This is a genomic window from Methylobacterium sp. J-092 (assembly GCF_022829325.1).
Classification (GTDB): Bacteria; Pseudomonadota; Alphaproteobacteria; order Rhizobiales; family Beijerinckiaceae; genus Methylobacterium.
This window is the reverse complement of the sequence record NZ_JAKSXU010000180.1, coordinates 17,496-39,834: the sequence shown is the minus strand read 5'-3', so window position 1 is coordinate 39,834 and position 22,339 is coordinate 17,496. Positions and strand designations below refer to the sequence as shown.

Sequence of the window (22,339 nt, the reverse complement as noted above, 5' to 3'; positions counted from 1 at the left end):
TGGTGAACGAGCGGTTACCGCGTTCCGTGCGGCGTGTTAATGAGGCGGCAACGATCGAGCAATCATGATCATCCCACGCTCGGTCCCGCGGGTGTCCCGTGCGGCGCGTCCCGCCGGCCCTTTTCAGTCCGACAACGGCCTCGATGGCGACGCTCTATCACTTTCCCTTCTGCGCCAACTCGCGCTTCATCCGCCTCGTCCTGGCCGAGATGGGCCTGGAGCCGAGCCTCGTCGAGGAGCGGCCCTGGGACAGGCGCGACGAGTTCCTGCTGATCAACCCGGCCGGCACCACGCCGGTGCTGATGGAGCAGGGCGGCCTGGTCGTGCCCGGCGGCGGCATCATCGCGGAATACCTCGACGAGACCCGCGGCCTCGGCCTCACCGGGCGCCGGCTGATGCCGGACCATCCGGCCGAGCGGGTCGAGGTGCGCCGGCTGATGGACTGGTTCCTGGTCAAGTTCGAGGCGGAGGTCACGGGCTACCTCGTGACCGAGAAGATCGCCAAGCGCTTCATGACCAGCGCCACCGGCGGCGGCCCGCCGGACATGAACGCGATCCGCGCCGGCCGCACCAACGTCCGCTACCACCTGAAGTACATCGGCTACCTGATGGCGCGGCGCCGCTGGATCGCCGGCGACCACCTGACCTATGCCGACCTCGCCGCCGCGGCGCACCTGAGCTGCGTCGACTACCTCGGCGACGTGCCGTGGGACGAGGACGAGACCGCGCGCGACTGGTACGCCCGGGTGAAATCGCGGCCCTCCTTCCGCGCGCTGCTCGCCGACCGGGTCGCGGGCATGCCGCCGGCCGGGCATTACGCGGACCTGGATTTCTGACCGACCGCCGCATCTTCGCAGGCCGGGACCTGCGCCGCCTCGTCGAGGCCCGCGCCCGCCACCTGGGCTTCTGCGACCTGCAGGTCACCCGCCCGGAGGCGGTGCCGGAATTGCCCGGACGCCTCGCCGCGTGGCTGGGCGAGGGCGCGCACGGCACGATGGGCTGGATGGAAGACCGCGCCGACCAGCGTGCATCGCCCAAAACCCTGTGGCCGGGGGTGCGCAGCATCATCGTGCTCGCCACGAACTACGGACCGGAGACCGACCCGCTCGATCTGCTCGCGAAGAAGGATCGCGGCGCGATCGCGGCCTACGCCCAGCGCCGCGACTATCACGAGGTGGTGAAGGGCCGGCTGAAGGAGCTCGGCGGCTACCTCTCGGCCAAGGGCGACGTGCGGGTGAAGGTGTTCTGCGACACCGCCCCGGTGATGGAGAAGCCCCTGGCCGCGGCGGCCGGCCTCGGCTGGCAGGGCAAGCACACGGTGCTGCTGTCGCGCGATCACGGCAACTGGCTGCTGCTCGGCGCGATCTACACCTCGGCCGACTTGGAGCCGGACGCGCCCGAGCCCGACCATTGCGGCTCGTGCCGCGCCTGCCTCGACATCTGCCCGACCAACGCCTTCCCGGGCCCCTACCGGCTCGATGCGCGCCGCTGCATCTCCTACCTGACGATCGAGCATGCCGGCCCGATCGCCGCGGAGTTCCGCACCGCCATCGGCAACCGGGTGTTCGGCTGCGACGACTGCCTCGCCGTTTGCCCCTGGAACAAGTTCGCCCGCGTCGCGCAGGACGCGCGCATGGCCGCCGATCCCGGCCTCGACGCGCCGCCGCTGGCCGAGCTCGCCGCCCTCGACGACGCCGCCTTCCGCAGGCGCTTCGCCGGGACGCCGGTGAAGCGCACCGGCCGCGACCGCTTCCTGCGCAACGTCCTCATCGCCGTCGGCAACTCGGGAGACCCGGCGCTGGCGTCCTCCGCCGTGCGGAACCTCGCGGACCCGGCCGCGATCGTGCGGGGCATGGCGGTCTGGGCCTGCGGCAGGCTTCTCGGCGCCTCGGCCTGCCGTCCCCTTTACGAACGCCACGGGCTCGGCGAGACCGATCCGGACGTTCGGGCCGAGTGGCGTGCCGCGCTCGACCCGCCCGCGGAGATGCCATCATGACCCTGTTCGTCTTCGGCCTCGGCTTCTCGGCCCGGCGTTTCTCGGAATGCGCGCGCGGCCGGTTTCCCCAGATCGTCGCGACGGTGACCGAGCCGGACAAGGCCCGCGCGATCGAAGCGGAGACCGGACTGTCGATGAGGGCCTTCGGCCCCGAGGCCGACGACCCGCGCATCCCCGCCGACCTCGCGGCGGCCGACGCGCTGCTCGTCTCGGTCCCGCCCGACCGCGACGGCGACCCGGTGCTGCGGCGGTTCCGCGACGACATCGCCCGGAGCCGGATCGGCTGGATCGGCTACCTCTCGACGATCGGCGTCTACGGCGACCAGGGCGGCGCCTGGATCGACGAGACCGCGCCGGCGACGCCGAAGAGCGCGCGCTCGCAAGGGCGGCTGGCCGTCGAGAACGCGTGGCGGGCGCTCGGCGCCGAGACCGGCAAGGCGGTGCAGGTGTTTCGGCTGTCGGGCATCTACGGCCCGGGCCGCAACCCGATCGTGAAGCTGCGCGACGGCCGATCCCAGCGCATCGTCAAGGCGGGGCAGGTCTTCAACCGCATCCACATCGACGACATCGCCGCGACGCTGCTCGCCTCGCTCGACCGGCCGCGCAACGGCGCGGTCTACAACGTCACCGACGACGAGCCGGCGCCACCCCAGACCGTCACGGAATACGCCGCGGCGCTCACCGGCCTGCCCCTCCCGCCGGAGGTCGACTTCGAGACCGCCGACCTCTCGCCGATGGCACGCAGCTTCTACGGCGAGAACAAGCGCGTGCGGAACCGCCTGATCCGCGCGGAACTCGGCGTCGACCTCGCCTTCCCGACCTATCGCGAGGGGCTGCAGGCCTTGAAGGACGAGGCGGCCGGCTGACGGAGCCGGCCCGCCGTCACGGGCGCGGCGGCACGTGCGCGTCGAGCCAGGCGGCCAGCCATGCGGCCACGTCGAGGCTGTTCCTGTCCTGCATCAGCATGTGCGAGTTGCCCGCCATGCCGACGTCGGGCAGCAGGACCAGCTTCGCCTTGCCGCCGGCCTTGTTGGCGGCCTCGACGAAGGCGCGGCAGAGTTTCAGCCGCGGGGCCCAGCGCGGCACGCGCTCGACGTAGTCGCCCCACAGCACGAGGATCGGCAGGTCCCTGTAGGGTGCCAGGTCGTCCTTGGCGGGATCGGGGCAGGCGGCCGGCTCGATCGCCACGAGGCCGCGGATGCCGGCGCGATCGAGCGCGGCGGTCTGGAACGGGTAGATGCCCGATTGCGAGTGGCTGATCAGGATCGCGCCGTCGAGCCCGGTTTTCTCGATCGTCTTGGCCAGCTCGGACAAGGCCGGCACGGTCGGGTTCGGGGTCGGCAGGGTCGCGGCCCAGTCGGCGACCATCTGCTTCCAGAACTCGGCCTGCGCCTCCAGCGGGAACTGCATCCCGGGAAACACCTCCGGATATTTCGGGCCGAAGCGGAAGATCGCCCAGGCCGGCTCCTGGCCGGCCGACACCACCGGCGGCAGCGTCTCGGGCGCCGCCTGGCCGGTCTTCACCGCGTTGATCCTGGACGGGTCCACCGCCGAGCGGCCGCGACCGGCCTGGTCGATCACGTAAGTCGGGAACCCGGCGCGGACGAAGAACTCGTCCCAGCCCATGCGCCCGTCCGGCGTCGTCTCCCAGGTCTTGCCCGTGAGGCAGCAGCCGTGGATCAGGACGATCGCCGGGCGCTTGGCCTCCACCGGGATCTGGTAGCGCACGTAGACCTGGTCGACGCTGATCGTGCCCGAGGGTGCGTAGGCCGGCAGCGTCGAGAGGGTGTCGGAGGCGACGCTGCGACCGCCGACGAAGAGGCTGCCCTGCCGGGCGATCGTCAGCGGCCCTGCGGGCTCGGCCGCCGCGGCGGGCGGGGCGAGCAGGCTCCCGATCAGGGCGATGGCGGCGAGACGCCGCGGCGGCGTCGTGTTGTCCTCGGACATGCGGTTCCCGGTTCCCCGCGACGCCGTCTTCCGTGGCGCCGCAGCCGGAACCTAGCACCGCCGCGCCCGCCGGCATCAACCGGAAGGTGCGGCGGCGCGACGATTAGGCCGAGAGTTCACGCTCGACGCGGGCCGCGGCCTCGGCCGGCACGTCGAGCGCCTCGGCCAGCATCTTGAGGAACTGGCGCTCCTGCATCGTGTCGAGGTCGATCGCCAGGGCCGCGGCGGCGTAGATCCGGGCGGCGGCGTCGGAATCGTCGACCGCGTCGGCGATCTCGTCGATCTCGGCCGGGTTGGCGAGCTCGCGCTCGAGCCAGGCGCGCCCGTCGCGATCGATGCCGGCCGCCGCGACGGCCTCGTCGAGCCGGCGCCGCTCGGCCGCGTCGACCAGGCCGTCGGCCACGGTCGCCGCCACCATCGCGCGCAGCATCAGGCGCGCCTCGTCTTCCGGTACGTCCTGGAACGCCGCCGTCTGCGCCTCGTCCGGCTTGCCGCCGCGCAGCGCCCGGAAGGCGAGGCCGCCGATCAGCGCGAGGCCGCCCAGGGCCGCGCCGGCCAGGGCTCCGCCGCGCGCCTTGACGAGGGCGTCGACGATCGACTTCGCGTCGACGGACTTCTTGGGATCGACGGGCAATTTGGCGTCGGCGGTTTTGTTCAGATCGGGCATCGCGGGCTACTCCGAACGCGGGCGGGGATCGGACCGGCAACGACCGGACGGGGCCAAGGTTCATCGGCATCTTCCGTCGCGCCGGTGGCGGTTGCCGGATTCGGGCGCGGCGGCGATAGAGGGCGGCACCAGCCGATGGCGCTCCTTCCCCGTCCCCTAAGCCGAGAGGCCATGACGACAGCCGCACGATCCAAGAGCCCGAGCCTGCCTCTGCGGGACGCCGAGCGCGCCAGGCGCATCGCGGCCGTGGCCGCAACCGCGTTGCGGCTCGAGCTCGACACCTACCCCAAGCCCGGCCTCGTCAGCCGCGTCGACAGCGGCAGCCATGCCGACATGGACGCCGCCACCTTCGCGGCGAGCGCGGCGGCGATCGAGCCCTACCTCGCCGACCTCGCGGCCGCCGGCGCCCAGGAGGCGACGATGCCGGCGCTGCGCCGCATCGGCATCGCGGCCGAGGCGGCGATGCGCGCGGCGACCGGGGGCGTGAACACCCATCGCGGCGCGATCTTCGGCCTCGGGCTGCTCTGCGCGGCCGCCGGGTCGTTCACCGGCGAGACGATCCCCGCCGGTGGGCTCGGCGTCCGGATCCGCCAACGCTACGGCGACGCCATCCTCGACGGCCCGGTCCTGCTGCGCGCCCCCGGAGCCGAGGCCCGGCGCCGCCACGGGGTCGGCGGCGCGCCGCACGAGGCGGCCTCCGGCTTCCCCCACCTCTACGGGGTCGGCCTACCGGCCCTCGACCGCGGCCGGCGCCTGCGGCCGGACGATCCGGAGGCGGCGCGTGTCGAGGCCTGCCTCGCGCTCATCGCCACTTTGGAGGACACGAACCTGCTGCATCGCGGCGGCGAGGCCGGCTACGCCTTCGCCCGCGACGCCGCCGCCGGCTTCATCACGGCCGGCGGCGTCGGCCGGTCGGATTGGCGCGCCGCGGCGGAGGACCTCCACCGCGCCTTCGTCGCGCGCAACCTCAGCCCCGGCGGCGCGGCCGACCTGCTGGCGATGACGCTGTTCGTGGACGCGATCGAGGCGCCGTGCCCATGACGCTGGCGATCCTCTGCTCGGGGCAGGGCGCCCAGCATCCCGGAATGTTCGATCTCACCGCCGACCTGCCGGCGGTGCAGGCCGTGTTCACGGCGGCGCGGCCGCTGCTCGGGGCCGACCCGCGCGACCTCGCACGCGCCGGCGGCGACGCCCTGAACGAGAACCGCACCGGGCAGATCCTGTGCTGCGTCGCGGCGCTCGCCGCCTGGACCCTCGTCTCGGAGGCGGCGCCCGGCCGCCGGATCGTCGCCGGCTACAGCATCGGCGACTTGGCCGCCTGGGGCTGCGCCGGACGCTTCTCGGCCGAGACCGTGCTGGCGCTCGCCGCGGCCCGAGCCGAGGCGATGGATGCGGCCTCCGGATCGGGGTACGGCCTCGCCGGCATCCGCGGCCTGCCGCAGGCACGGGTCGCGGCGATGGCGACCGCGCAGGGCTGCCACCTCGCGATCCGGAACGCGCCCGACAGCGTCGTGATCGGCGGAGCGGTCGGCGGATTGGAGGCCGTCCGCCGCGACGCCCTCGCGGCCGGCGCGCAGCGCGCGGTGCTGCTTCCGGTGCGGACGCCGTCGCACACCCCGCTCCTCGCGGACGCCGCCGCCCGCTTCCGCGAAACCCTGCGCGAGGCTCTTCCTGACAAGCCGGCGCGCACGGCGCCCCGTCTGGTCAGCGGGCTCGACGGCAGCACCGTGTTCGATGCCGCGGCCGGGCTCGACAAGCTCGCGCGCCAGATCGCCACCACGATCGATTGGGCGGCCTGCCTCGACGCCTGCCGGGAATACGGCGCCACCACCGTGCTCGAGCTCGGCCCCGGCCACGCGCTCGCGACGATGGCTGCCGCGGCGCTCCCCGACGCGCGGGTGCGGGCGCTGGAGGATTTCCGTTCCGCGGCGGGCGTGACGGAGTGGCTCTCGGCCTAGGGAACGCTGCGCCCGAAGCGCTCTCCCTCCCCCCCCGCGGAGGGGGGAGGGGGGACGTGAAGCTGGGCGCCGGAGCGTTCAGTGGGCCCGGTAGCCCGGTGCCCGGCGGGCCAGCGCGCCCGAACCCGTCACGAATCGAGGGCGTCGGCCTCGTCGATGTCGAGGAGGAAGACGATGTCGGCTTCGTCCTCGTCGTCCTCGCCCTCTTCGGTGGTGGCGTCGTTGGCGGCGGCGTGACGCGGATCGTCCTCGAAGTCGCCCTCGCCGTCGTCCTCCGCCAGCGCGTCCTCGAAGATCTCGATCTCGTCCTCGCTGGCGGCGCGGATCTTGAGCTCCGAGGTGCCGTTCCAGAGCGGCGCGCCGTCGCTCGTCATCTTCTGGATGTCTTCCTTGAAGCCGTCGCAGGTGAAGAGGTCGCGCGCGGTCTCCTCGTCGCCGTTGATGACCGCCACGGCTTTGCCCTCGATCTCGAGCGTGAACATCGCTGACTTCCCTCTGGTTACCGTGGTTGCGGAAGGCCCCGCATCCGGGCCGTTCGCGCCTGCGCCGCAAGAAAGCTCTGGAACTTCAGCGCACCGCTCTCAATCCGGTCGCGGGGATGCTGTAGGGGGGAACGGTACACCCGCCAACCCCGAATTATCGCGCCGTCCGAGCCCTCCGCGGTCCGCCTCCTGCTTGGACCCGGCGACGGCATGGCGTGGCCGGCGCCGGCCCAGGAAAGAAGGATCATCCCGGATGCGGATCAGGCTCGGCTGCGAGATGCGCTACGCCTTCCCCTATCCCGTGCCGATGGTGGTGATGCTCAACCTGCATCCCTCCTGCGCCGACGCCCTCGAGGCCCCGGATGCGATCGTCACCCATCCCGAGGTGCCGGTCGAGACGTACCGGGACAGTTTCGGCAACCTGTGCGGTCGCCTGATCGCGCCGGCCGGCGCGTTCACCATCGGCACCGACGGGGTCGTCGCCGACGACGGGTTGCCCGATCCCGCCGAGCGGGACGCCGAGCAGCACCGCGTCGAGGACCTGCCGGCCGAGACCCTGCTGTTCCTGCTGCCGAGCCGCTACTGCGAATCCGACCTGCTCGCCGACGAGGCCTGGCGGCTGTTCGGCGACGTGCCGCCCGGCTGGGCCAGGGTGCAGGCGGTGTGCGACTTCGTCCACGCCCACCTCGCCTTCGGCTACGAGTTCGCCCACCGCGACCGCACCGCGCTCGACGCCTACCAGGGCGGGCGCGGGGTCTGCCGCGACTTCACCCATCTCGCGGTGGCGTTCTGCCGGGCGCTGAACCTGCCGACCCGTTACTGCACCGGCTACATCAGCTTCATCGGCGAGCCCGAGCCGCATCCGGCGGGCGACTTCTGCGCCTGGATGGAGGTCTATCTCGGTGGGCGCTGGCACGTGTTCGACCCGCGCAACAACGCGCCGCGCATCGGCCGGGTGATGGTCGCCTGCGGGCGCGACGCCGCCGACGTGCCGCTGACCCACACCTTCGGCCCGAACCCGCTGGTCGGCTTCCGGGTCTGGGCCGACGCCGTCGCGGTGATCGACCACCTCGACGCGGAGGCCGCCGAGGAGCCGGAGGAGCCGCTGCCGCCGCAGACCATGACGACCCGGATGGGGTGAGGAGCGTTCATTCTTGGTCGTATGGGTCGGGACCCATGAGGCCCGGCGGACGCCCGCCGCCCCGCGGTCGCGGGGGCCGGATCACGATCCGGGCTCAGGCCCCGCTGCCGCCGCGCGAGATCGCGCGCTTGACCACGCCCTGCACCTCGGGGTTCGAGAGGAACAGGTCGTGGTTGATCAGGCCGCCGCCATAATCCGAGGCGTCGGCGACGCGCACGCCCAGCGCCTCCAGGCGGTCGCGGTCGGCGGCGCCGGCGCGCACGACGCCGCCGGCGATGGCGCCGGAGAGCTCGAGCGCGCGGTCGTTGGTCGACGAGATCACCGTGATCTTGTGCACGTCCGCGCCGAGCTTGGCGACGCTGCCCGTGAACAGGTCGATGTCGATGTCGGGGGCGGCGAGCACCACGGCACCAATCCGATTCATCGCCGCGTCGCCGGCCTCGGCGCGCAGCATCCGCAGGGTCTCCAGCGTCAGCAGCGTGCCCATCGAGTGGGCGACGATGTTGATCCTGCCCGCGCTCTGGGTCGCCGCGAGGGCCTTCAGCAGGTCCTCGAACGCGTCGCGCGACCACAGCGCGCTCTCCCGGTCGTAGCCGTAATCGAAGGTCGCAGCGGCCGACGGCCAGGTGAACAGGCCGGAGACGCCGCGGAAGCGGATGCCGTCCGAGAGCCGGGCCGCGCTGACGGCGGCCGACTCGAACGATTCGCGGTAGCCGTGGACGTAGATCAGCACGTCGCGGCCGAGGGCGGCCTCCGCGAAGGCGTTGGCCGCGCCGGGGCCGGTCTCGACCTTCGGCACCGCGCCGATGGTCCAGTCGCCGGAGATCACCGACGAGACCTTGCCGAGCAGCGACCGGTCGGGCGGGGACAGCCGCACCTCGGCGAAGCTCAGGCCGCGTCCGCGCTCGGCGTTGAAGTAGGGGGGCTTGGGCGGGCTGCCGACGGGCTTGCGCGTGGTGGCGACGAGCAGGACCGGCATCACGTCGAGGGCCGACTGCCTCTCGGGCAGCGCGACCGTCCCGGTCGAGAGGCTGTCCGTGACGCAGCCCCCGAGGGACGGCGCCAGCACGGCGGCCCCCCCGAGGGCACCGAGGCGGACGAAGGCGCGGCGGGTCGGAGGCTGGCGCAGCATGATCTCGGGTCTGTCCGGCACGAGGGGAGACGGCGATGTGTCCGGCTCCGAGACCTAGCCTGTGCCGCAGGATCATGACCATGGCAGGGCGTAAGCGTGACCGTTCGTCCGGTGGATTGCGGGCATCCGGCGCGGCGGCCGGGAGCCTCCTCCTGAACGGCGGCGGCATACGGCGGTCGGAAGGGCAGGGGGATGCCTCACGATTGGAAAAGGACCCGCCGTGTTCACAGCGCGAAACCCTTTCGATCGCCAGATCGTCACCGGCGCGTCGCGCGATCGGCCTGGCCACCGCCGCCTCTGTCCTGTCCGGCACCGGCGGCGCTGATGCCGGGATCGCGATCGGCGCGGGCCGACCCGGTCCGTGCCCCTCGACGAACGCCGCCCGCCCCGGCATGAAGGGCGGATGACGCCTCCTTCCCTCGACATCGATGCGCTCCGCACGCGGCTGCTCGCCGGCGACCGGGCCGCGCTCGCCCGCGCCATCACCCTTGCCGAGTCGAAGCGGGCCGATCACCGGGCGCTGGCGCGGGACCTGATCGACGCGGTTCTGCCGCAGACCGGGCAGGCGATCCGCGTCGGCATCACCGGGGTGCCCGGGGTCGGCAAGTCGACGACGATCGACGCGCTCGGCGCCAACCTGACGGCCGCCGGCCACAAGGTGGCGGTGCTGGCGGTCGACCCGTCCTCGACGCGCACCGGCGGCTCGATCCTCGGCGACAAGACCCGGATGGCCCGCCTCGCCCTCGATCCCAACGCCTTCATCCGTCCGTCGCCCTCGTCGGGTACGCTCGGCGGCGTCGCGGCCAAGACCCGCGAGACCATGCTGCTGTGCGAGGCGGCCGGGTTCGACGTGATCCTGGTCGAGACGGTGGGCGTCGGCCAGTCCGAGACGGCGGTGGCGGACCTGACCGACTTCTTCCTGGTGCTGATGCTGCCGGGTGCCGGCGACGAGCTGCAGGGCATCAAGAAGGGCATCCTCGAGCTCGCCGACATGATCGCGGTCAACAAGGCCGACGACGGCGAGGCGGAGCGGCGCGCCAACGCCGCGGCCGGCGAGTACCGCGCGGCGCTCCACATCCTGACGCCGGCCTCCGCCACCTGGACGCCGCCGGTGGTCACCATCTCGGGCTTCCACAACCTGCGCCTCGACGCGATGTGGGACCGCGTCGTCGACCACCGCCAGAAGCTCACCGCCACCGGCGAGATCGCGAGGAAGCGCCGCGAGCAGGACGTGAAGTGGATGTGGGCGCTCGTCCACGAGCGCCTGCACCAGCGCCTCGTCGGCACGCCGGAGGTGCGCAAGCAGACGGCGGAGGCGGAAGGCCGCGTCGCGCAGGGCGAAGCCTCGCCGGCCGCGGGCGCGGCCGCCATCGCCGAGCTGATCGGGCTTTGAGCCTGGCGGCTTCCAGCGGATCGCCGGTTCTTCTGATCACCGGGTTCGGCCCGTTTCCCGGCATGCCGCGCAACCCGAGCGCGGCGCTGGCGCGCCGCCTCGAAAGGTCGAGCCGCCTCAGGTCGGCCCTCGGTCGCGCCCTGCGGGTGCGGGTGCTGGACACCACCTACGACGCGATCGGCACGCAGCTCGTGCCGACGCTGGCGCAGGCGCCCGCGGCGGTGCTGATGCTCGGCGTCGCCTCCCGGGCCAAGCGCATCCGCGTGGAGGCGCGGGCCTGCAACCGGGCGAGCCGGTTCTACCCCGATGCGTCGGGGCGCCCGTCCGCCCACCTCACCCTCGATCCGGACGGGCCGCCGGCCCGCCGTGCCTTCGTCGCGCCCCAGGCCCTGGCGATCCTGCGCCGGCATGGGCTGGCGGCGGGGCGCTCGCGCGATGCCGGGCGCTACCTCTGCAACGCCAGCTACTTCCGCGCCCTGGCCGAGCCCTGCCCGGTGCTGTTCGTCCACATCCCGCCGGCGGCAGCGGTGAGGCGGCCCCGCGACGCGGCGCGCCCGCGGCACGGCCGACCCGATCCCGCGGCGCAGGCGCGGGCGCTCACGGAGGTGGCCTTGTTCCTTTGCGTTCGGGGACGGGCGGCCGCCTCGAAACGGTGATGCTGCGTCGAATGTCTCACGTCGCCGCCGCGTCGCTCACCCCAGATCCTGCAGGTGCCGCGCCGCGATCACCGAGGCGGCGGTGCGGTTCTCGACGCCGAGCTTGGCGTAGATGCCCTCCAGGTGCTTCGTCACCGTGCGCGGGCTCAGCCCCAGGATCTCGCCGATGTCGCGGCTCGACTTGCCGCGCGAGAGCCAGAGCAGCACCTCCGCCTCGCGGCCGGTGACGCGAAGCCGATCGCGCAGGCGGTCCAGGCCCGCGGCGGTGTCGTCCCGCGAGAGGCGCAGCAGGATCTCGTCGCCGGTCCGGCCGATGAAGCTGAGGACGTGGGCGCGGCCCTCGCGGTCGCGCAGGCTCAAGGGCGCCGCCGCGCCGCCGTCCAGGGCGTCGCGCAGCCAGGCGCGGCTCGTCGCCGGCAGGGCGAGCGACGCGCCGGGATCGGTCGCGAGGTCGGCGAGCAGGCGCGCGGCCTGCGGCGTGCACCAGGCCACCGCGCCGGCCGCGTCCACGGCGAACAGCGTGCGGCCCGCGGTGTCGAGGGCCGCACGCGCGCTCTGGGCGGCGCGGGCGCTCGCCAGGTGGACGCGGATGCGGGCGAGGATCTCGTCCGGCGCGATCGGCTTGGTCACGTAGTCGACGCCGCCGGCGCCCAGCCCCTTCACGATGTGCTCGGTCTCGGTGAGCCCGGTCATGAAGATCACCGGCACGTGCGCGACCTGCGGCTTCGCCTTGAGGCGGCGGCAGGTCTCGAACCCGTCCATGCCCGGCATCATCGCGTCGAGCAGGATCACGTCGGGGGTGATCTCGTCGACCAGCGCCAGGGCGAGGTCGCCCGCCACCGCCACGAGCACGGTGGCCCCGGAGCGCTCGATCGCCTCGGTGAGGAAGCTGAGGGTGTCGGGGGAATCGTCGACGACGAGGACGATGTCGCGCTGCGGCTCAGGCATCCGAGGCGAGGCCTTCCCGATCCACCGTCCGCTCCACGGCCTGCTCGGACATCTCCTGGAGGATGCGCAGGTAGCGCCGCATGTCGAAATCCGCCACGAGGCCGCGCATCTCCGCCACGAAGGCGCTCGGCACGCGCGCATCCTGCGCCATCTCGGCGAGCTTGGCCTCGATGCCGCGGATGTGGCCGATCCGGCCGAGGCGCAGCAGGTCGCCGACCTGCTCCGGCGACGGCCCGGCGGGCGCCTCCGGCGGCGGCGTGCCCGGGGCCGGCGGCGGCTCGGGCTCGGGTTCCTGCGTGCCCGTCCATTCCAGGCCGAGCAGCTGCGTGATCCGCTCGAGGAAGTCGCGCAGGTCGAAGGGCTTCGCGATGATCGCGTCGTGCGGGGCGTCGTCGCCGCGGATCGGGCTGATCTCGTGGACGTTGGCCGACATCATCGCGATCCGCCCGGAAAACCCGGTCTCGCGCAGCCGCTTGGCGACTGCCCAGCCCGAGAGCCCCGGCATCGCGATGTCGAGGAGCAGCAGGTCGGGCCGATCCGCCTGCGCCGCGGCGAGGCATGCCGCCCCGTCGGCGGCCTCGATCACGACGAGGCCCTCCGGCTCGAGGATCTCGCGCATCAGCGCGCGGTGGCCGGCATCGTCGTCGGCGACCAGCACCGTCCGCCGGGCGCCGCCGTAGGCCCGGGCCGGGACGGCCAGCGGAAGCGGCGTCGGCGCGGGGCGCGAGACCGAGGCCAGCATCAGGCGGAAGCGGAAGGCGGTGCCGCGGCCGAGCTCGCTCGTCACCGAGATCTCGCCGCCCATCACCTGCGCCAGCAGGTTGGCGATGGTGAGCCCGAGCCCGGTCCCCGGCGTGCCGGCGGCGGCCGGCGTCGCGCCGCGCTCGAACGGCTCGAAGATCCGCTCGAGGTCGGCCTCGGGGATGCCGGGCCCGGTGTCGCGGATCGTGAACACCGCCACCTGGCTGCGGTAGCTGAGGTCGAGCGCGACGTGGCCGCTCTGCGTGAACTTGATCGCGTTCGAGAGCAGGTTGAGCAGCACCTGCCGCAGGCGCTTCTCGTCCGTGGCGACCACCGCGGGCAGGATCTCGGGCCGGGTGAAGCGGAAGTCGAGGCCCGCGGCCTGCGCCTGCAGCCGCACCATGTCGACGATCTGGTCGAGCACGTCGGCGATGCGGATCTCGTCGCGGTGGATCTGCAGGCGGCCCGCCTCCATCCGCGAGATGTCGAGGAGGCCGTCGATCAGGCCCGACAGGTGCTGCGCGCTGCGCCGGATCACCCGGATGCCGTTCTGGCGCGCGGGCGGGATCGCGGCGTCGCCTTCGAGCAGCTGGGCGTAGCCGAGCACCGCGCTGAGCGGCGTGCGCAGCTCGTGGCTGATGCCGACGACGTAGCGGCTCTTGGCGAGGTTGGCGGCTTCCGCCGTCTCCTTGGCCGCCTGGAGCTTGGCGTCGGTGACCTTGTGCGCCTCGATCTCGGCCTCGAGCAGCGCGGTCTGGCGCCGGGTCTCGGCCTGCGCGACGCGGCGGCTCTCGTGGGCCAGCACGAACAGCCAGGCGACGACGCCGAGGATGACGATCAGGATGAAGAACACGCTGGTCAGCGCCGCCTGCAACGCCGCGCGGTGCTCGGGATGCTCCAGCGTCGCCCCGGCATGGACGATGCCGAGGATCAGGCCGACCACGGCGACCAGCGTCAGCATCAGGGCGAGGTAGCGCCCGAGCGGCGCGCCGATCCAGGCCGCGGTGCGTGCCGGCACGATCCGGCCGAGCGCGCCTTGCGCCTGCGCCTCCAGCTTGCCGTGCGGCTTGCACAGGTCTCCGCAGCGGGCGTCGAGCGAGCAGCACAGCGAGCAGATCGGCCCGTCATAGGCCGGGCAATGGGCCATGTCCTCGCCCTCGAACGGCAGCTCGCAGACCCGGCAGACGATCTCGGAGTCCCCCCAGTCGGCCTTCGGCGTCCGGGCGAGGTAGTAGCGCCCGCCCGTCCCCCAGGCGATCAGCGGCGCCGCCGCGAACGCGACGCCGAGCGCCAGCAGCGGCGCGAACGGTTGCAGGGCGTGCCCGAGCAGGCCGGCATGGGCGAGGTAGCCGGCGAGCAGCGCCAGCGTCATCGCCCCGGTGCCCACCGGGTTGACGGCGTAGAGGTGCGCGCGCTTGAACTCGATGCCGGGCGGCGACAGGCCGAGCGGCTTGTTGACCGCGAGATCCGACGCCAGCGCCCCGACCCAGGCCGAGACCACGACCGCGTAGAGCGGCAGCGTGCTGGCGATGGTCTTGTCGATGCCGAGCTCCATCAAGAGCAGCGCGATGGCGACGTTGAACACCAGCCACACGACGCGGCCGGGATGGCTGTGGGTGAGCCGCGAGAAGAAGTTCGACCACGCGATCGAGCCGGCATAGGCGTTGGTCAGGTTGATCTTGAGCTGCGAGACCACGACGAAGCCGGTCATCAGGAGCAGCGCGGCCTCCGGCGAGGGCGTGACGTAGCCGAAGGCGACCGCGTACATCCGCGTCGGGTCGGCGGCGTTCTCCGGCGCGACGCCGTGCGCCATCGCCAGCACCGCGAGGAAGGCGCCGAGCAGGATCTTGAGCATCCCCGGCACGATCCAGCCGGCGCCGGCCGCCAGCACCGCCGCCCACCAGCGCCGGTCGATCCGCCCCGCCTGCCGCCCCTTCGCCTCCGGCACGAAGCGCAGGAAGTCGACCTGCTCGCCGACCTGCGCCAGCAGCGCCAGCAGCACGCCGACGGCGAGGCCGAAGCGGGCCGCGTCGAGCCCGGTGCCCGCGCCCGGGGCGAGGCCGGGGAAGGCGAGCAGCGCCGCGAGCGGCGCGTCGCCCTTCCAGGCGATGCAGGCCAGCGGCAGCAGGTTGAGGCCGATCCACAAGGGTTGGGTCCCGATCTGGAACCGGCTGATCAGGCGGATGCCGTAGACGACGAGCGGGATCACGATCGCGGCGCAGGCGAGATAGCCGATCCACAGCGGCAGGCCGAAGCAGAGCTGCAGCGCCAAGGCCATGATCGCGGCTTCGATGGCGAAGAACAGGAACGTGAAGCTCGCATAGATCAGCGAGGTCACGGTCGAGCCGAGATAGCCGAAGCCGGCCCCGCGGGTGAGCAGGTCCATGTCGACGCCGTAGCGGGCGGCGTAGATCGTGATCGGCGCGGCGGTGGCGAAGATCAGCACGCCGACGACGAGGACGGCGGCCAGCGTGTTGGGGAAGCCGGTGGCCAGGACGAGCGTGCCGCCGATCGCCTCCAGCGCCAGGAACGAGAGCGAGCCGAGCGCCGTCTGCGCCACCTGGAACGCGGACCAGCGCCGCGCCTTCTTGGCGGTGAAGCGCAGCGCGTAATCCTCCAGCGTCTCGTCGGCGACGAGGCGGTTGTAGTCCCGGCGGATCGGGATGATGTGCTGGCGCCCGCTCATGGCGTGGTGGTCGGTCCCGAATCGTCCCCGGACGGCGTGGCCCGCGGACCGTGCGGCATCGATAGGCCGGATCGGCGCAGGATACGCAAAAATCGTGCGCCGCCCGCGCGGTTCGCGGGGGGGCCGACAGCATTGAATTTGCGGGGCCGCGACGGCATATCGCCACCGCATCCGCGCCCCGGGTCCTGCGGGATCGGGCGCCGCGCGGACCTGTCCTGATGCGCTGCCCGACGACGAACCGACGTCCACTTCGTCCGGCGGCGCCTTGTGAAGTGGAGCGACGAACGTGAGCGAGACGGTGGAGCGGCACGAATTCGGTGCCGAAGTCGGGCGGCTGCTGGATCTCGTGGTCCACGCCCTCTATTCCGACCGCGAGATCTTCCTGCGGGAGCTGGTGGCCAACGCCGCCGACGCGATGGACCGCCGCCGGTTCGAGGCGCTGACCTCGGCGGCGAGCGCGCTGCCCGCCGACGCGAAGGTGCGGATCACCCCCGACAAGCCGGCGCGCACGCTGACGGTCTCGGATGCCGGCATCGGCATGAGCAAGGAGGACCTCGCCTCCAACCTTGGCACCATCGCGCGCTCGGGCACGCGGGCCTTCTCGCAGACGCTGGCGGAGGCCAAGCCCGACGAGAAGCCGAGCCTGATCGGCCAGTTCGGCGTCGGCTTCTATTCGGCCTTCATGGTCGCCGACCGGGTCACCGTCACCTCGCGCCGCGCGGGCACCGACGAGGCCTGGACCTGGGCCTCGGAGGGCCAGGGCAGCTACACGCTCGAGCCGGCGACCCGCGAGGAACCCGGCACCACGATCGTGATGCACCTGAAGGAGGACGCCGACGAGTACCTGGAGAGCTACCGGCTCGACCACCTCGTGCGCAAATGGGCCGACTTCATCACCGTGCCGATCGCCATCGTCGAGGACGGCAAGGAGGAATCGGCCAACCAGGGCACCGCGCTCTGGCGCAAGCCGAAATCCGAGATCACGCCGGAGCAGTACGAAGAGTTTTACCGCTCGGTCGGGATGAACTTCGACAAGCCGTGGGCGACGCTGCACTGGCGCGCCGAGGGCGCGCTCGAGTTCTCGGCGCTGCTGTTCGTGCCCGGGATGAAGCCGTTCCAGGCGGTCGAGGGCGAGCGCGAGAGCAAGGTTCGCCTGCATGTCCGGCGCATGTTCATCACCGACGACGCCAAGCTGCTGCCGTCCTGGCTGCGCTTCGTGCAGGGCGTGGTCGACACCGAGGACCTGCCGCTCAACGTCTCGCGCGAGATGCTGCAGACCACGCCGGCGCTGGCCAAGATCCGCCGCGCCGTCACCGGCCGGGTGCTCTCCGAGCTGACGAGCCGGGTCAAGGACGCCGAGGGCTACCAGGCCTTCTGGGAGAATTTCGGGCCGGTGGTGAAGGAGGGCATCTACGAGGACCACGAGCGCCGGGCCGAGATCGCGCCGCTGCTGCGCTTCAAGTCCTCCGCGGTCGAGGGCTGGACCGGGCTCGCCGACTACGTCGCCCGGATGAAGGACGGCCAGGAGGCGATCTACTACCTCGTCGCCGACGACGCCGACGCGCTCGCGCGCTCGCCCCAGCTCGAAGGCTTCCGCGCCCGCGGCCTCGAGGTGCTGCTGCTCTCCGACCACGTCGACGCGTTCTGGCCCGAGCAGCTCGCGCGCTTCGAGGAGAAGCCGCTGCGCTCGGTGACGCAGGGCGCCCTCGACCTCTCGAAGTTCGCCGGCGACGGCGAGGCTGCCGAGCCCCCGGCCGGGATCGAGGGCCTCGTCGCGAAGATCAAGGCGGCCTTGTCCGAGGCCGTCTCGGACGTGCGCGCCACCGACCGCCTCGTCGACAGCGCGGTGGTGCTGGCCGCCGGCGGCAGCGGCCCCGACCTCCAGATGCAGCGCCTGCTGCGCCGGGCGGGCCGCGCCGCCGGCGGCGGCAAGCCGATCCTGGAGATCAACCCGCGCCACCCGCTGATCCGCGCGCTGGCCGAAGGCCCGGAGGACGCCATCGCCCCGGCCGCCGGCACCCTCCTTGACCTCGCCCGCATCCAGGACGGCGACACCCCGCGCGACCCGGTCGCCTTCGCCCAGGTCGTCGCGGCGGCGCTCGCCGCGAAAGCCTGAGGCGCACGGCGACCTTCGCCGGCGACGACGATCGAAAGATCGCATTCCGGCTTGTGATCCGGCGGTGCTTCATGCTAGGCACCGCCGGTCTCGACGAGGCACCTCGCGGAGAGGTGGCAGAGCGGTTGATTGTACCGCACTCGAAATGCGGCATGGGTGCAAGCCCATCGGGGGTTCGAATCCCCCCCTCTCCGCCAAATCACCTCTAAGCCCCTGTGATGACGGTATCTTCCTGATGCCGTAGGCCTTTCAGCGCGCTCCTGCTACGAAGGCGTGCTACGAAGCCATGAGGCAGATGGTGGGTCTGGTCCAGCGTCGGGGCATCTTCTATGTTTGTCGCACCATCCCGGATGCGCTACGCGCCGACATGCCGGCCGTGCTCGGAACCGCAGGGCCTGGCATCTTCGACGAAAGCGCGCCCGTCTCGCTGAAGGGAAGGCGGGCCGGCCGGGAGTTCTGGGTCAGCCTCGGCACCCGCGACGCGGACGTGGCACGCGATCGGGCCCGCCGGCTGGATGGCGAGGCGGACGCGCTCGTCCGCTTGGCGAAGCGCCGTCTGCCTCAGCGCTCAGCCGAAACTCTCGGACCTCGACGACACGGTTCTTCAGGGTCTGGTCGCGACGTTCCGCCATCGCAAGCTCGCCGCGGATGAAGCGCGGCGGCGCGGCGCCGACCCCCTCAGCCGGGAAGGGTTCGAAGCACTCGGACGGGAGATCGCGTCGCGGGAGGCCGAGTTGCGCGATGCCAACGCGCGCGGGGACTGCACCGCCACGCATTTCGATTTCGATGCGATGATGACCGTGCTCGATGCCGGACTGAACATCGCGTTCGGATCGCTAGGGGATCGTCGTCTCCATCTGGCGTTCGTCGAAGCCGAACTCGATGTCATGACCATCGTCAAGGACCGGCACTCCGGGAATACCCGCCCCACACCCTCGCCCCCGACGAAGGAAGACCTTCGAATGGACGCCGTGTCTCGGCCGAAGCAGGAGAGGATCGAGGCACCGAGCCCGGAGCAGATTCTGGAAGGCTGGAAGACGGATCAGGCGCCGACCGAGAAAACCTTCTATACGTTCTCCAGCAAGGTGCGCCGGTGGACTGCCTTCCTTGCGGAGCGCGGTGTCACGTTCGAAAGCGCCTGTCTGTCGGACGCATCGGACTGGAAGATCGCTTCGCTCGTCGACCGGTCAGCGAAGAGCGTTTCGAACGATCTTTACGCCGTCAAAGCGATCTACGGCTGGGCCGTGGCGAATGGAAAATGCCCGGTCAATCCGTTCACGGGTTTGAAGCAGCCCAAAGCTGCCGTGAAAGGCCAACGGCGATCGACAAAGCGGGATTTCACCGACGCGGAAGCCGTCTGCATCCTGAAGGCAGCACGCGATCGTACGGGCTATCGGCGCTGGGTTCCCTGGATCGCTTGCTTCACCGGGGCCCGGATCTCTGAGATCTGCCAACTCGAGCGAGCCGATATCATCACATCCAAGGGCATGCACTATTTTCGGATGACCACCGAGTATGACCACGAAGGGGAGGGGACGGAAACCTCCGACATGAAGAAAACCAAAAAGAATCTCAAAAATCATAGTTCGAAGCGAATCATTCCGGTCCACTCGAGGCTCATTCGAGAAGGGTTCTTGGACTTCATCTCGCGCTCGAACAGCCGGGATCTATTTTCGGACGCAACGCCGGACCGCTTTGGCAATCGAGGAGGCAATGCGACGAAAGTGATCAGTCGCTGGGTCAGAGAGAAATTGGAAATCAAAGACTCCCGTATCAGCCCCAGCCATTCCTTCAGGCATCGCTTTTCCACGCTATGCAAGAACTTCGGCGTGCCTCCAGAAATCAGGGATAGACTGATGGGGCATAGTAGTTGTGACGCCAGCGAGCTCTACGGCGAAGACTACTCAATTCAACGTTATGTCCGGAGATGGAGAAGATTCCCGCACCGACTGGACTCGCATAAGTCTTTAGTCTGGGAATGGGTGGGGCGCCAGGATTCACACCCAGCGCAAGGTCGACCCAGACCGCTATCTAAGCCATTGTTTTTGCATGCGCTTCACTTTGTACGTACATGCAGTTGATACGATCCCGCGTACGCTTTCAATGGCTACTTCCGCCGTTCCACAGGGGGGCGGAGCGCGGTGAAGCAGCCTACCTCGTTTGATCTCAGCGTGCGGATGACGGGCGTTGGTATAGAGGCACGAGAGCGCGTTGACCGACCGGCCAGAAGCGGACGTTCTGTATTCGACCCAACCTGGCCTCTCACCCGTTTTTTTAGTCCGCCCATAAGCGGACGTGAAGTCAGGGCCCAAGTTCGACTGAACTTGGCGGTCGAACGAACCCGCTCCCGCGGGATGGGTGACAGCTTCGAGGCTTGCGGATTGATGCCTGCCTCATGTGCTGATTGAGGGCCGTCTGACCTGGATGTGAGATCCTGGCTCCCCTCCATCGAGTCGAGCCATCCCATGACCAATCCTTGCCGTTTCGGCTGCTGCCGTCGGCTCACTACGTTAGACCCGATCAGAGGTCCCAGGGCGGCCGCGGCTGCCATGACGCGACAAGCAGTTCCACGAACGCCGTGACCTTGGGCGGCAGGAGCCGACGGACCGGGTACACGACCGACAGCGGCTCGCCTTCAGACGCGTGGCCCGCGAGGATCGGCACGAGCCTGCCATCCCTCAGTTCGTCGGAGATGAGGAACGTGGCCAACTGCCCGATCCCGAGGCCGGCGACGACCAGGTCGCGCAGCCCCTCCGCGTTGTTGGAAGTCAGCGGGCCCCCAACCGCGACCGTCCGCCGGGCGCCGTGGTCGCGAAACCGCCATTCGACCGGGCGGCCGCCATGAGAGAACGTCAGGCAATCGTGATCCAGCAGGTCCTCGATGGTCACCGGCGTGCCCCGGCGGGCGAGGTAGTCCGGCGCGGCACAGGTCACGAGCGTGTGGGCCGCCACCTTCCTGGTCACGAGATTGCTGTCGACCCTGCTGCCGACGCGGACCGCGACGTCGATTCCCTCGTCGACGAGGTCGACGTAACGGTCGCTGAAGCTGACGTTCAACCTTACTGCCGGCCAGAGGCGCATGTACCGCTGGAGGACTGGCAGCACCTGCAGGCGCCCAAGCGAGACCGGCAGTTCAATCCTCAAGCGTCCGCTCGGCGCGATACCCCGTGCCGTCACCACCGCCTCGGCGGCTTCCAACGCTTCCAGGATCTCCGCGCATTGCCCGTGGAAGTTTGCGCCCTCGTCGGTGAGCGTCACGCTGCGGGTCGTGCGGTGCAGCAGGCGAGCGCCGAGGCGTGCCTCCAGGCGCGTGATCCGCTTGCCAACCGTGGACCGCGAAAGGCCGAGCCGCTCGGCCGCCACCGTGAAGCTCCGCGCGTCCGCCGCGTGCACGAACGCGACGATGTCCTCGATGCGCTCAGGCGACATGGTGGGACTGCCGTGCGACGCGGTCCCGGTTTCGGCGTGGGGATCGCCGGTCCGAAGCCGCACTGGCACCCCGGTCTGGGTCATCAGCGGTCGAGAAGCGTACCGGTGTGCAGCAGGTGGCGGACATTGGCGGCGACCTGGTTGCGGGCGCCGAGCCTTTCGATGAGCTGCGCCGGACGGCTGCCCCGCAGGCCGGCGAGCGTCAGTTCCTTGTCGCGGACATACGTGTAGACGCCGCTCACCGCAAACGGCGACGCATACGCGACATCGGCCGCCAGGCCCTCGCTGGCTTGCAGGAAGGCGTCGGACGCGTAGAACAGACTCCGGTCCAGGGGTGAGGCGAAGGCGAGGTCGAGGATCGCGATCAGGCGACGTTCGGCCGGGACCTCGTGCCCGACATTGGGCGCCGGGGGAGCCGGGTGGGCGTTGTCGTAAGGCTCCGGCAGATGGAGGCGAACCCGCAGCACCGCCTCCTCGGCGGCGAGTGCGCGGGCGAGACGACCGATGCGGTCGCCGAACACTGCCGCATCGTCATGGGCGGCACCGAGATGCAGGTGAATGCGGTCGAGACCATCGTCAGCGTTCGGGGAGGGTTCCGCAACCCGGTCGACCAGCGTCGTTGACCCCTTCGGCAGCGCGTAGGCGACCGTCGCCGCGAACATGTTCTGCTCGTCCGCAAACAGGATCGGGCAGGCCTCGTTGAAGGCGGCCTGGTCCTCTGCGGAGTGGAAGCCGATCTCGACGCCGCCATCCAGGTCGTAGTTTGGGAAGGGCCGGATGCCGTCCATTGCCGGCCAGAGGCGTGCGTCCTGCTCGCGGGAGAGGTGGTTCTGTACGTACCAGCCGAGCCCGGGGATGCGCGAGCACAGCGGGCCGTGCACGTCCCGCCAGTAGGTGGCGAACAGCTCGTGCGGCACCTTCGGGTGACGGAGCACCGTAGTGTAGGAGTTGATTGCGATAGGCTTATCGCGGTGGGCGTAATCGACGGTCGTCGTGAGTTTGGGCAAGATCGTATCCTTGGATGAGGCGGAGCGCGGGATCGCGGGA

Annotated in this window: 19 protein-coding genes, 1 tRNA gene and 1 pseudogene; 13 read left to right on the top strand and 8 right to left on the bottom strand. The window is 71.1% G+C overall.

Translation table 11 applies throughout. From position 1 onward, the window contains the following. Positions 1–143 precede the first annotated feature (143 nt). From MKK60_RS21295 to MKK60_RS21285, 3 genes are read left to right on the top strand one after another with little or no spacing between them, the layout of a single operon-like run. Positions 144–836 carry a glutathione S-transferase family protein gene (locus MKK60_RS21295; protein ID WP_243988483.1) on the top strand — a complete coding sequence of 231 codons (693 nt, stop codon included), beginning with the start codon at positions 144–146 and terminating at the stop codon, positions 834–836. Between the two features lie 29 nt (positions 837–865). Beyond that, positions 866–1,996 (top strand): tRNA epoxyqueuosine(34) reductase QueG, encoded by a 1,131-nt coding sequence (queG, locus tag MKK60_RS21290; protein ID WP_279604204.1) that lies wholly within the window; start codon positions 866–868, stop codon positions 1,994–1,996. Then, entirely contained in the window at positions 1,993–2,862 is an 870-nt protein-coding gene (locus MKK60_RS21285; protein ID WP_147843405.1) for an SDR family oxidoreductase, read from the top strand. The genes queG and MKK60_RS21285 overlap by 4 nt, the downstream gene beginning before the upstream one ends. Before the next feature lie 16 nt (positions 2,863–2,878). Here MKK60_RS21285 and MKK60_RS21280 read toward each other — a convergent pair whose 3' ends face one another. Both MKK60_RS21280 and MKK60_RS21275 read right to left on the bottom strand, forming a co-directional pair. Next, positions 2,879–3,943, bottom strand: coding sequence for an esterase (locus MKK60_RS21280; protein WP_243988481.1), 1,065 nt, complete (start codon positions 3,941–3,943; stop codon positions 2,879–2,881). 103 nt (positions 3,944–4,046) lie between these two features. Then, a complete protein-coding gene (locus MKK60_RS21275) occupies positions 4,047–4,610 on the bottom strand; it encodes a DUF533 domain-containing protein (RefSeq protein WP_147843403.1) in 564 nt (187 codons plus the stop codon). A gap of 171 nt (positions 4,611–4,781) precedes the next feature. On the opposite strand from MKK60_RS21275, the gene mdcB reads away from it, so the two are divergent. Both mdcB and MKK60_RS21265 read left to right on the top strand, forming a co-directional pair. Beyond that, positions 4,782–5,651, top strand: a complete 870-nt coding sequence (mdcB, locus tag MKK60_RS21270; protein ID WP_243988480.1) for a triphosphoribosyl-dephospho-CoA synthase MdcB — start codon at positions 4,782–4,784, stop codon at positions 5,649–5,651. Continuing rightward, the gene (locus MKK60_RS21265) at positions 5,648–6,568 is read left to right on the top strand and encodes an acyltransferase domain-containing protein (protein ID WP_243988479.1); all 921 of its coding nucleotides are present in this window, start codon (positions 5,648–5,650) and stop codon (positions 6,566–6,568) included. The genes mdcB and MKK60_RS21265 overlap by 4 nt, the downstream gene beginning before the upstream one ends. Positions 6,569–6,696: 128 nt before the next feature. Here MKK60_RS21265 and MKK60_RS21260 read toward each other — a convergent pair whose 3' ends face one another. Then, positions 6,697–7,050: a hypothetical protein gene (locus tag MKK60_RS21260; RefSeq protein ID WP_147728881.1), complete on the bottom strand. Its 354-nt coding sequence runs from the start codon at positions 7,048–7,050 to the stop codon at positions 6,697–6,699. A 253-nt stretch (positions 7,051–7,303) separates the two neighbouring features. Here MKK60_RS21260 and MKK60_RS21255 point away from each other — a divergent pair, with 253 nt between their 5' ends. Continuing rightward, complete coding sequence (locus MKK60_RS21255; RefSeq protein ID WP_243988478.1) at positions 7,304–8,191, top strand: transglutaminase-like domain-containing protein; 888 nt, start codon at positions 7,304–7,306, stop codon at positions 8,189–8,191. Positions 8,192–8,285: 94 nt separating this feature from the next. Here MKK60_RS21255 and MKK60_RS21250 read toward each other — a convergent pair whose 3' ends face one another. Further along, positions 8,286–9,323, bottom strand: a complete 1,038-nt coding sequence (locus MKK60_RS21250) for an alpha/beta hydrolase (RefSeq protein ID WP_147728879.1) — start codon at positions 9,321–9,323, stop codon at positions 8,286–8,288. 80 nt (positions 9,324–9,403) lie between these two features. On the opposite strand from MKK60_RS21250, the gene MKK60_RS21245 reads away from it, so the two are divergent. The 3 genes from MKK60_RS21245 to MKK60_RS21235 are packed head-to-tail and all read left to right on the top strand — an operon-like array spanning position 9,404 to position 11,372. Next, complete coding sequence (locus tag MKK60_RS21245) at positions 9,404–9,730, top strand: hypothetical protein (protein ID WP_243988477.1); 327 nt, start codon at positions 9,404–9,406, stop codon at positions 9,728–9,730. Further along, positions 9,727–10,716, top strand: coding sequence for a methylmalonyl Co-A mutase-associated GTPase MeaB (gene meaB / locus MKK60_RS21240; protein ID WP_147843398.1), 990 nt, complete (start codon positions 9,727–9,729; stop codon positions 10,714–10,716). Before MKK60_RS21245 ends, meaB begins: the two co-directional genes overlap by 4 nt. Next, a complete protein-coding gene (locus tag MKK60_RS21235) occupies positions 10,713–11,372 on the top strand; it encodes a peptidase C15 (RefSeq protein WP_279604201.1) in 660 nt (219 codons plus the stop codon). The genes meaB and MKK60_RS21235 overlap by 4 nt, the downstream gene beginning before the upstream one ends. 36 nt (positions 11,373–11,408) lie before the next feature. Here the strand turns inward: MKK60_RS21235 and MKK60_RS21230 are convergent, their stop codons facing one another. Beyond that, positions 11,409–12,320, bottom strand: coding sequence for a response regulator transcription factor (locus MKK60_RS21230; RefSeq protein WP_243988476.1), 912 nt, complete (start codon positions 12,318–12,320; stop codon positions 11,409–11,411). After that, complete coding sequence (locus MKK60_RS21225) at positions 12,313–15,747, bottom strand: ATP-binding protein (protein WP_243988475.1); 3,435 nt, start codon at positions 15,745–15,747, stop codon at positions 12,313–12,315. The genes MKK60_RS21230 and MKK60_RS21225 overlap by 8 nt, the downstream gene beginning before the upstream one ends. 286 nt (positions 15,748–16,033) lie before the next feature. Between MKK60_RS21225 and htpG the strand changes: the two genes are divergently transcribed. From htpG to MKK60_RS21210, 4 genes and pseudogenes are all read left to right on the top strand, one after another. Next, positions 16,034–17,863 carry a molecular chaperone HtpG gene (htpG, locus tag MKK60_RS21220; RefSeq protein WP_243988474.1) on the top strand — a complete coding sequence of 610 codons (1,830 nt, stop codon included), beginning with the start codon at positions 16,034–16,036 and terminating at the stop codon, positions 17,861–17,863. Between the two features lie 107 nt (positions 17,864–17,970). Next, positions 17,971–18,060 (top strand) — tRNA-Ser (locus MKK60_RS21215). A gap of 89 nt (positions 18,061–18,149) precedes the next feature. Further along, a pseudogene (locus MKK60_RS28740) lies at positions 18,150–18,353 on the top strand (hypothetical protein); the annotation flags it as partial. A gap of 25 nt (positions 18,354–18,378) precedes the next feature. Further along, positions 18,379–19,944: a tyrosine-type recombinase/integrase gene (locus MKK60_RS21210; RefSeq protein ID WP_243988473.1), complete on the top strand. Its 1,566-nt coding sequence runs from the start codon at positions 18,379–18,381 to the stop codon at positions 19,942–19,944. 439 nt (positions 19,945–20,383) lie between these two features. Here the strand turns inward: MKK60_RS21210 and MKK60_RS21205 are convergent, their stop codons facing one another. Continuing rightward, a complete protein-coding gene (locus MKK60_RS21205; RefSeq protein WP_243988472.1) occupies positions 20,384–21,376 on the bottom strand; it encodes a LysR family transcriptional regulator in 993 nt (330 codons plus the stop codon). Continuing rightward, positions 21,376–22,299, bottom strand: a complete 924-nt coding sequence (locus tag MKK60_RS21200; RefSeq protein ID WP_243932960.1) for a hypothetical protein — start codon at positions 22,297–22,299, stop codon at positions 21,376–21,378. The genes MKK60_RS21205 and MKK60_RS21200 overlap by 1 nt, the downstream gene beginning before the upstream one ends. Positions 22,300–22,339: the final 40 nt, after the last annotated feature.

Excerpts from the sequence above, each read along its gene's own strand:
- MKK60_RS21295 (WP_243988483.1), top strand. The coding sequence starts at position 144 with ATGGCGACGCTCTATCACTTTCCCTTCTGCGCCAACTCGCGCTTCATC.
- MKK60_RS21285 (WP_147843405.1), top strand. The coding sequence starts at position 1,993 with ATGACCCTGTTCGTCTTCGGCCTCGGCTTCTCGGCCCGGCGTTTCTCG.
- MKK60_RS21280 (WP_243988481.1), bottom strand. The coding sequence starts at position 3,943 with ATGTCCGAGGACAACACGACGCCGCCGCGGCGTCTCGCCGCCATCGCC.
- MKK60_RS21275 (WP_147843403.1), bottom strand. The coding sequence starts at position 4,610 with ATGCCCGATCTGAACAAAACCGCCGACGCCAAATTGCCCGTCGATCCC.
- mdcB (WP_243988480.1), top strand. The coding sequence starts at position 4,782 with ATGACGACAGCCGCACGATCCAAGAGCCCGAGCCTGCCTCTGCGGGAC.
- MKK60_RS21265 (WP_243988479.1), top strand. The coding sequence starts at position 5,648 with ATGACGCTGGCGATCCTCTGCTCGGGGCAGGGCGCCCAGCATCCCGGA.
- MKK60_RS21260 (WP_147728881.1), bottom strand. The coding sequence starts at position 7,050 with ATGTTCACGCTCGAGATCGAGGGCAAAGCCGTGGCGGTCATCAACGGC.
- MKK60_RS21255 (WP_243988478.1), top strand. The coding sequence starts at position 7,304 with ATGCGGATCAGGCTCGGCTGCGAGATGCGCTACGCCTTCCCCTATCCC.
- MKK60_RS21250 (WP_147728879.1), bottom strand. The coding sequence starts at position 9,323 with ATGCTGCGCCAGCCTCCGACCCGCCGCGCCTTCGTCCGCCTCGGTGCC.
- MKK60_RS21245 (WP_243988477.1), top strand. The coding sequence starts at position 9,404 with ATGGCAGGGCGTAAGCGTGACCGTTCGTCCGGTGGATTGCGGGCATCC.
- meaB (WP_147843398.1), top strand. The coding sequence starts at position 9,727 with ATGACGCCTCCTTCCCTCGACATCGATGCGCTCCGCACGCGGCTGCTC.
- MKK60_RS21230 (WP_243988476.1), bottom strand. The coding sequence starts at position 12,320 with ATGCCTGAGCCGCAGCGCGACATCGTCCTCGTCGTCGACGATTCCCCC.
- MKK60_RS21225 (WP_243988475.1), bottom strand. The coding sequence starts at position 15,747 with ATGAGCGGGCGCCAGCACATCATCCCGATCCGCCGGGACTACAACCGC.
- MKK60_RS21210 (WP_243988473.1), top strand. The coding sequence starts at position 18,379 with ATGGCGAGGCGGACGCGCTCGTCCGCTTGGCGAAGCGCCGTCTGCCTC.
- MKK60_RS21205 (WP_243988472.1), bottom strand. The coding sequence starts at position 21,376 with ATGACCCAGACCGGGGTGCCAGTGCGGCTTCGGACCGGCGATCCCCAC.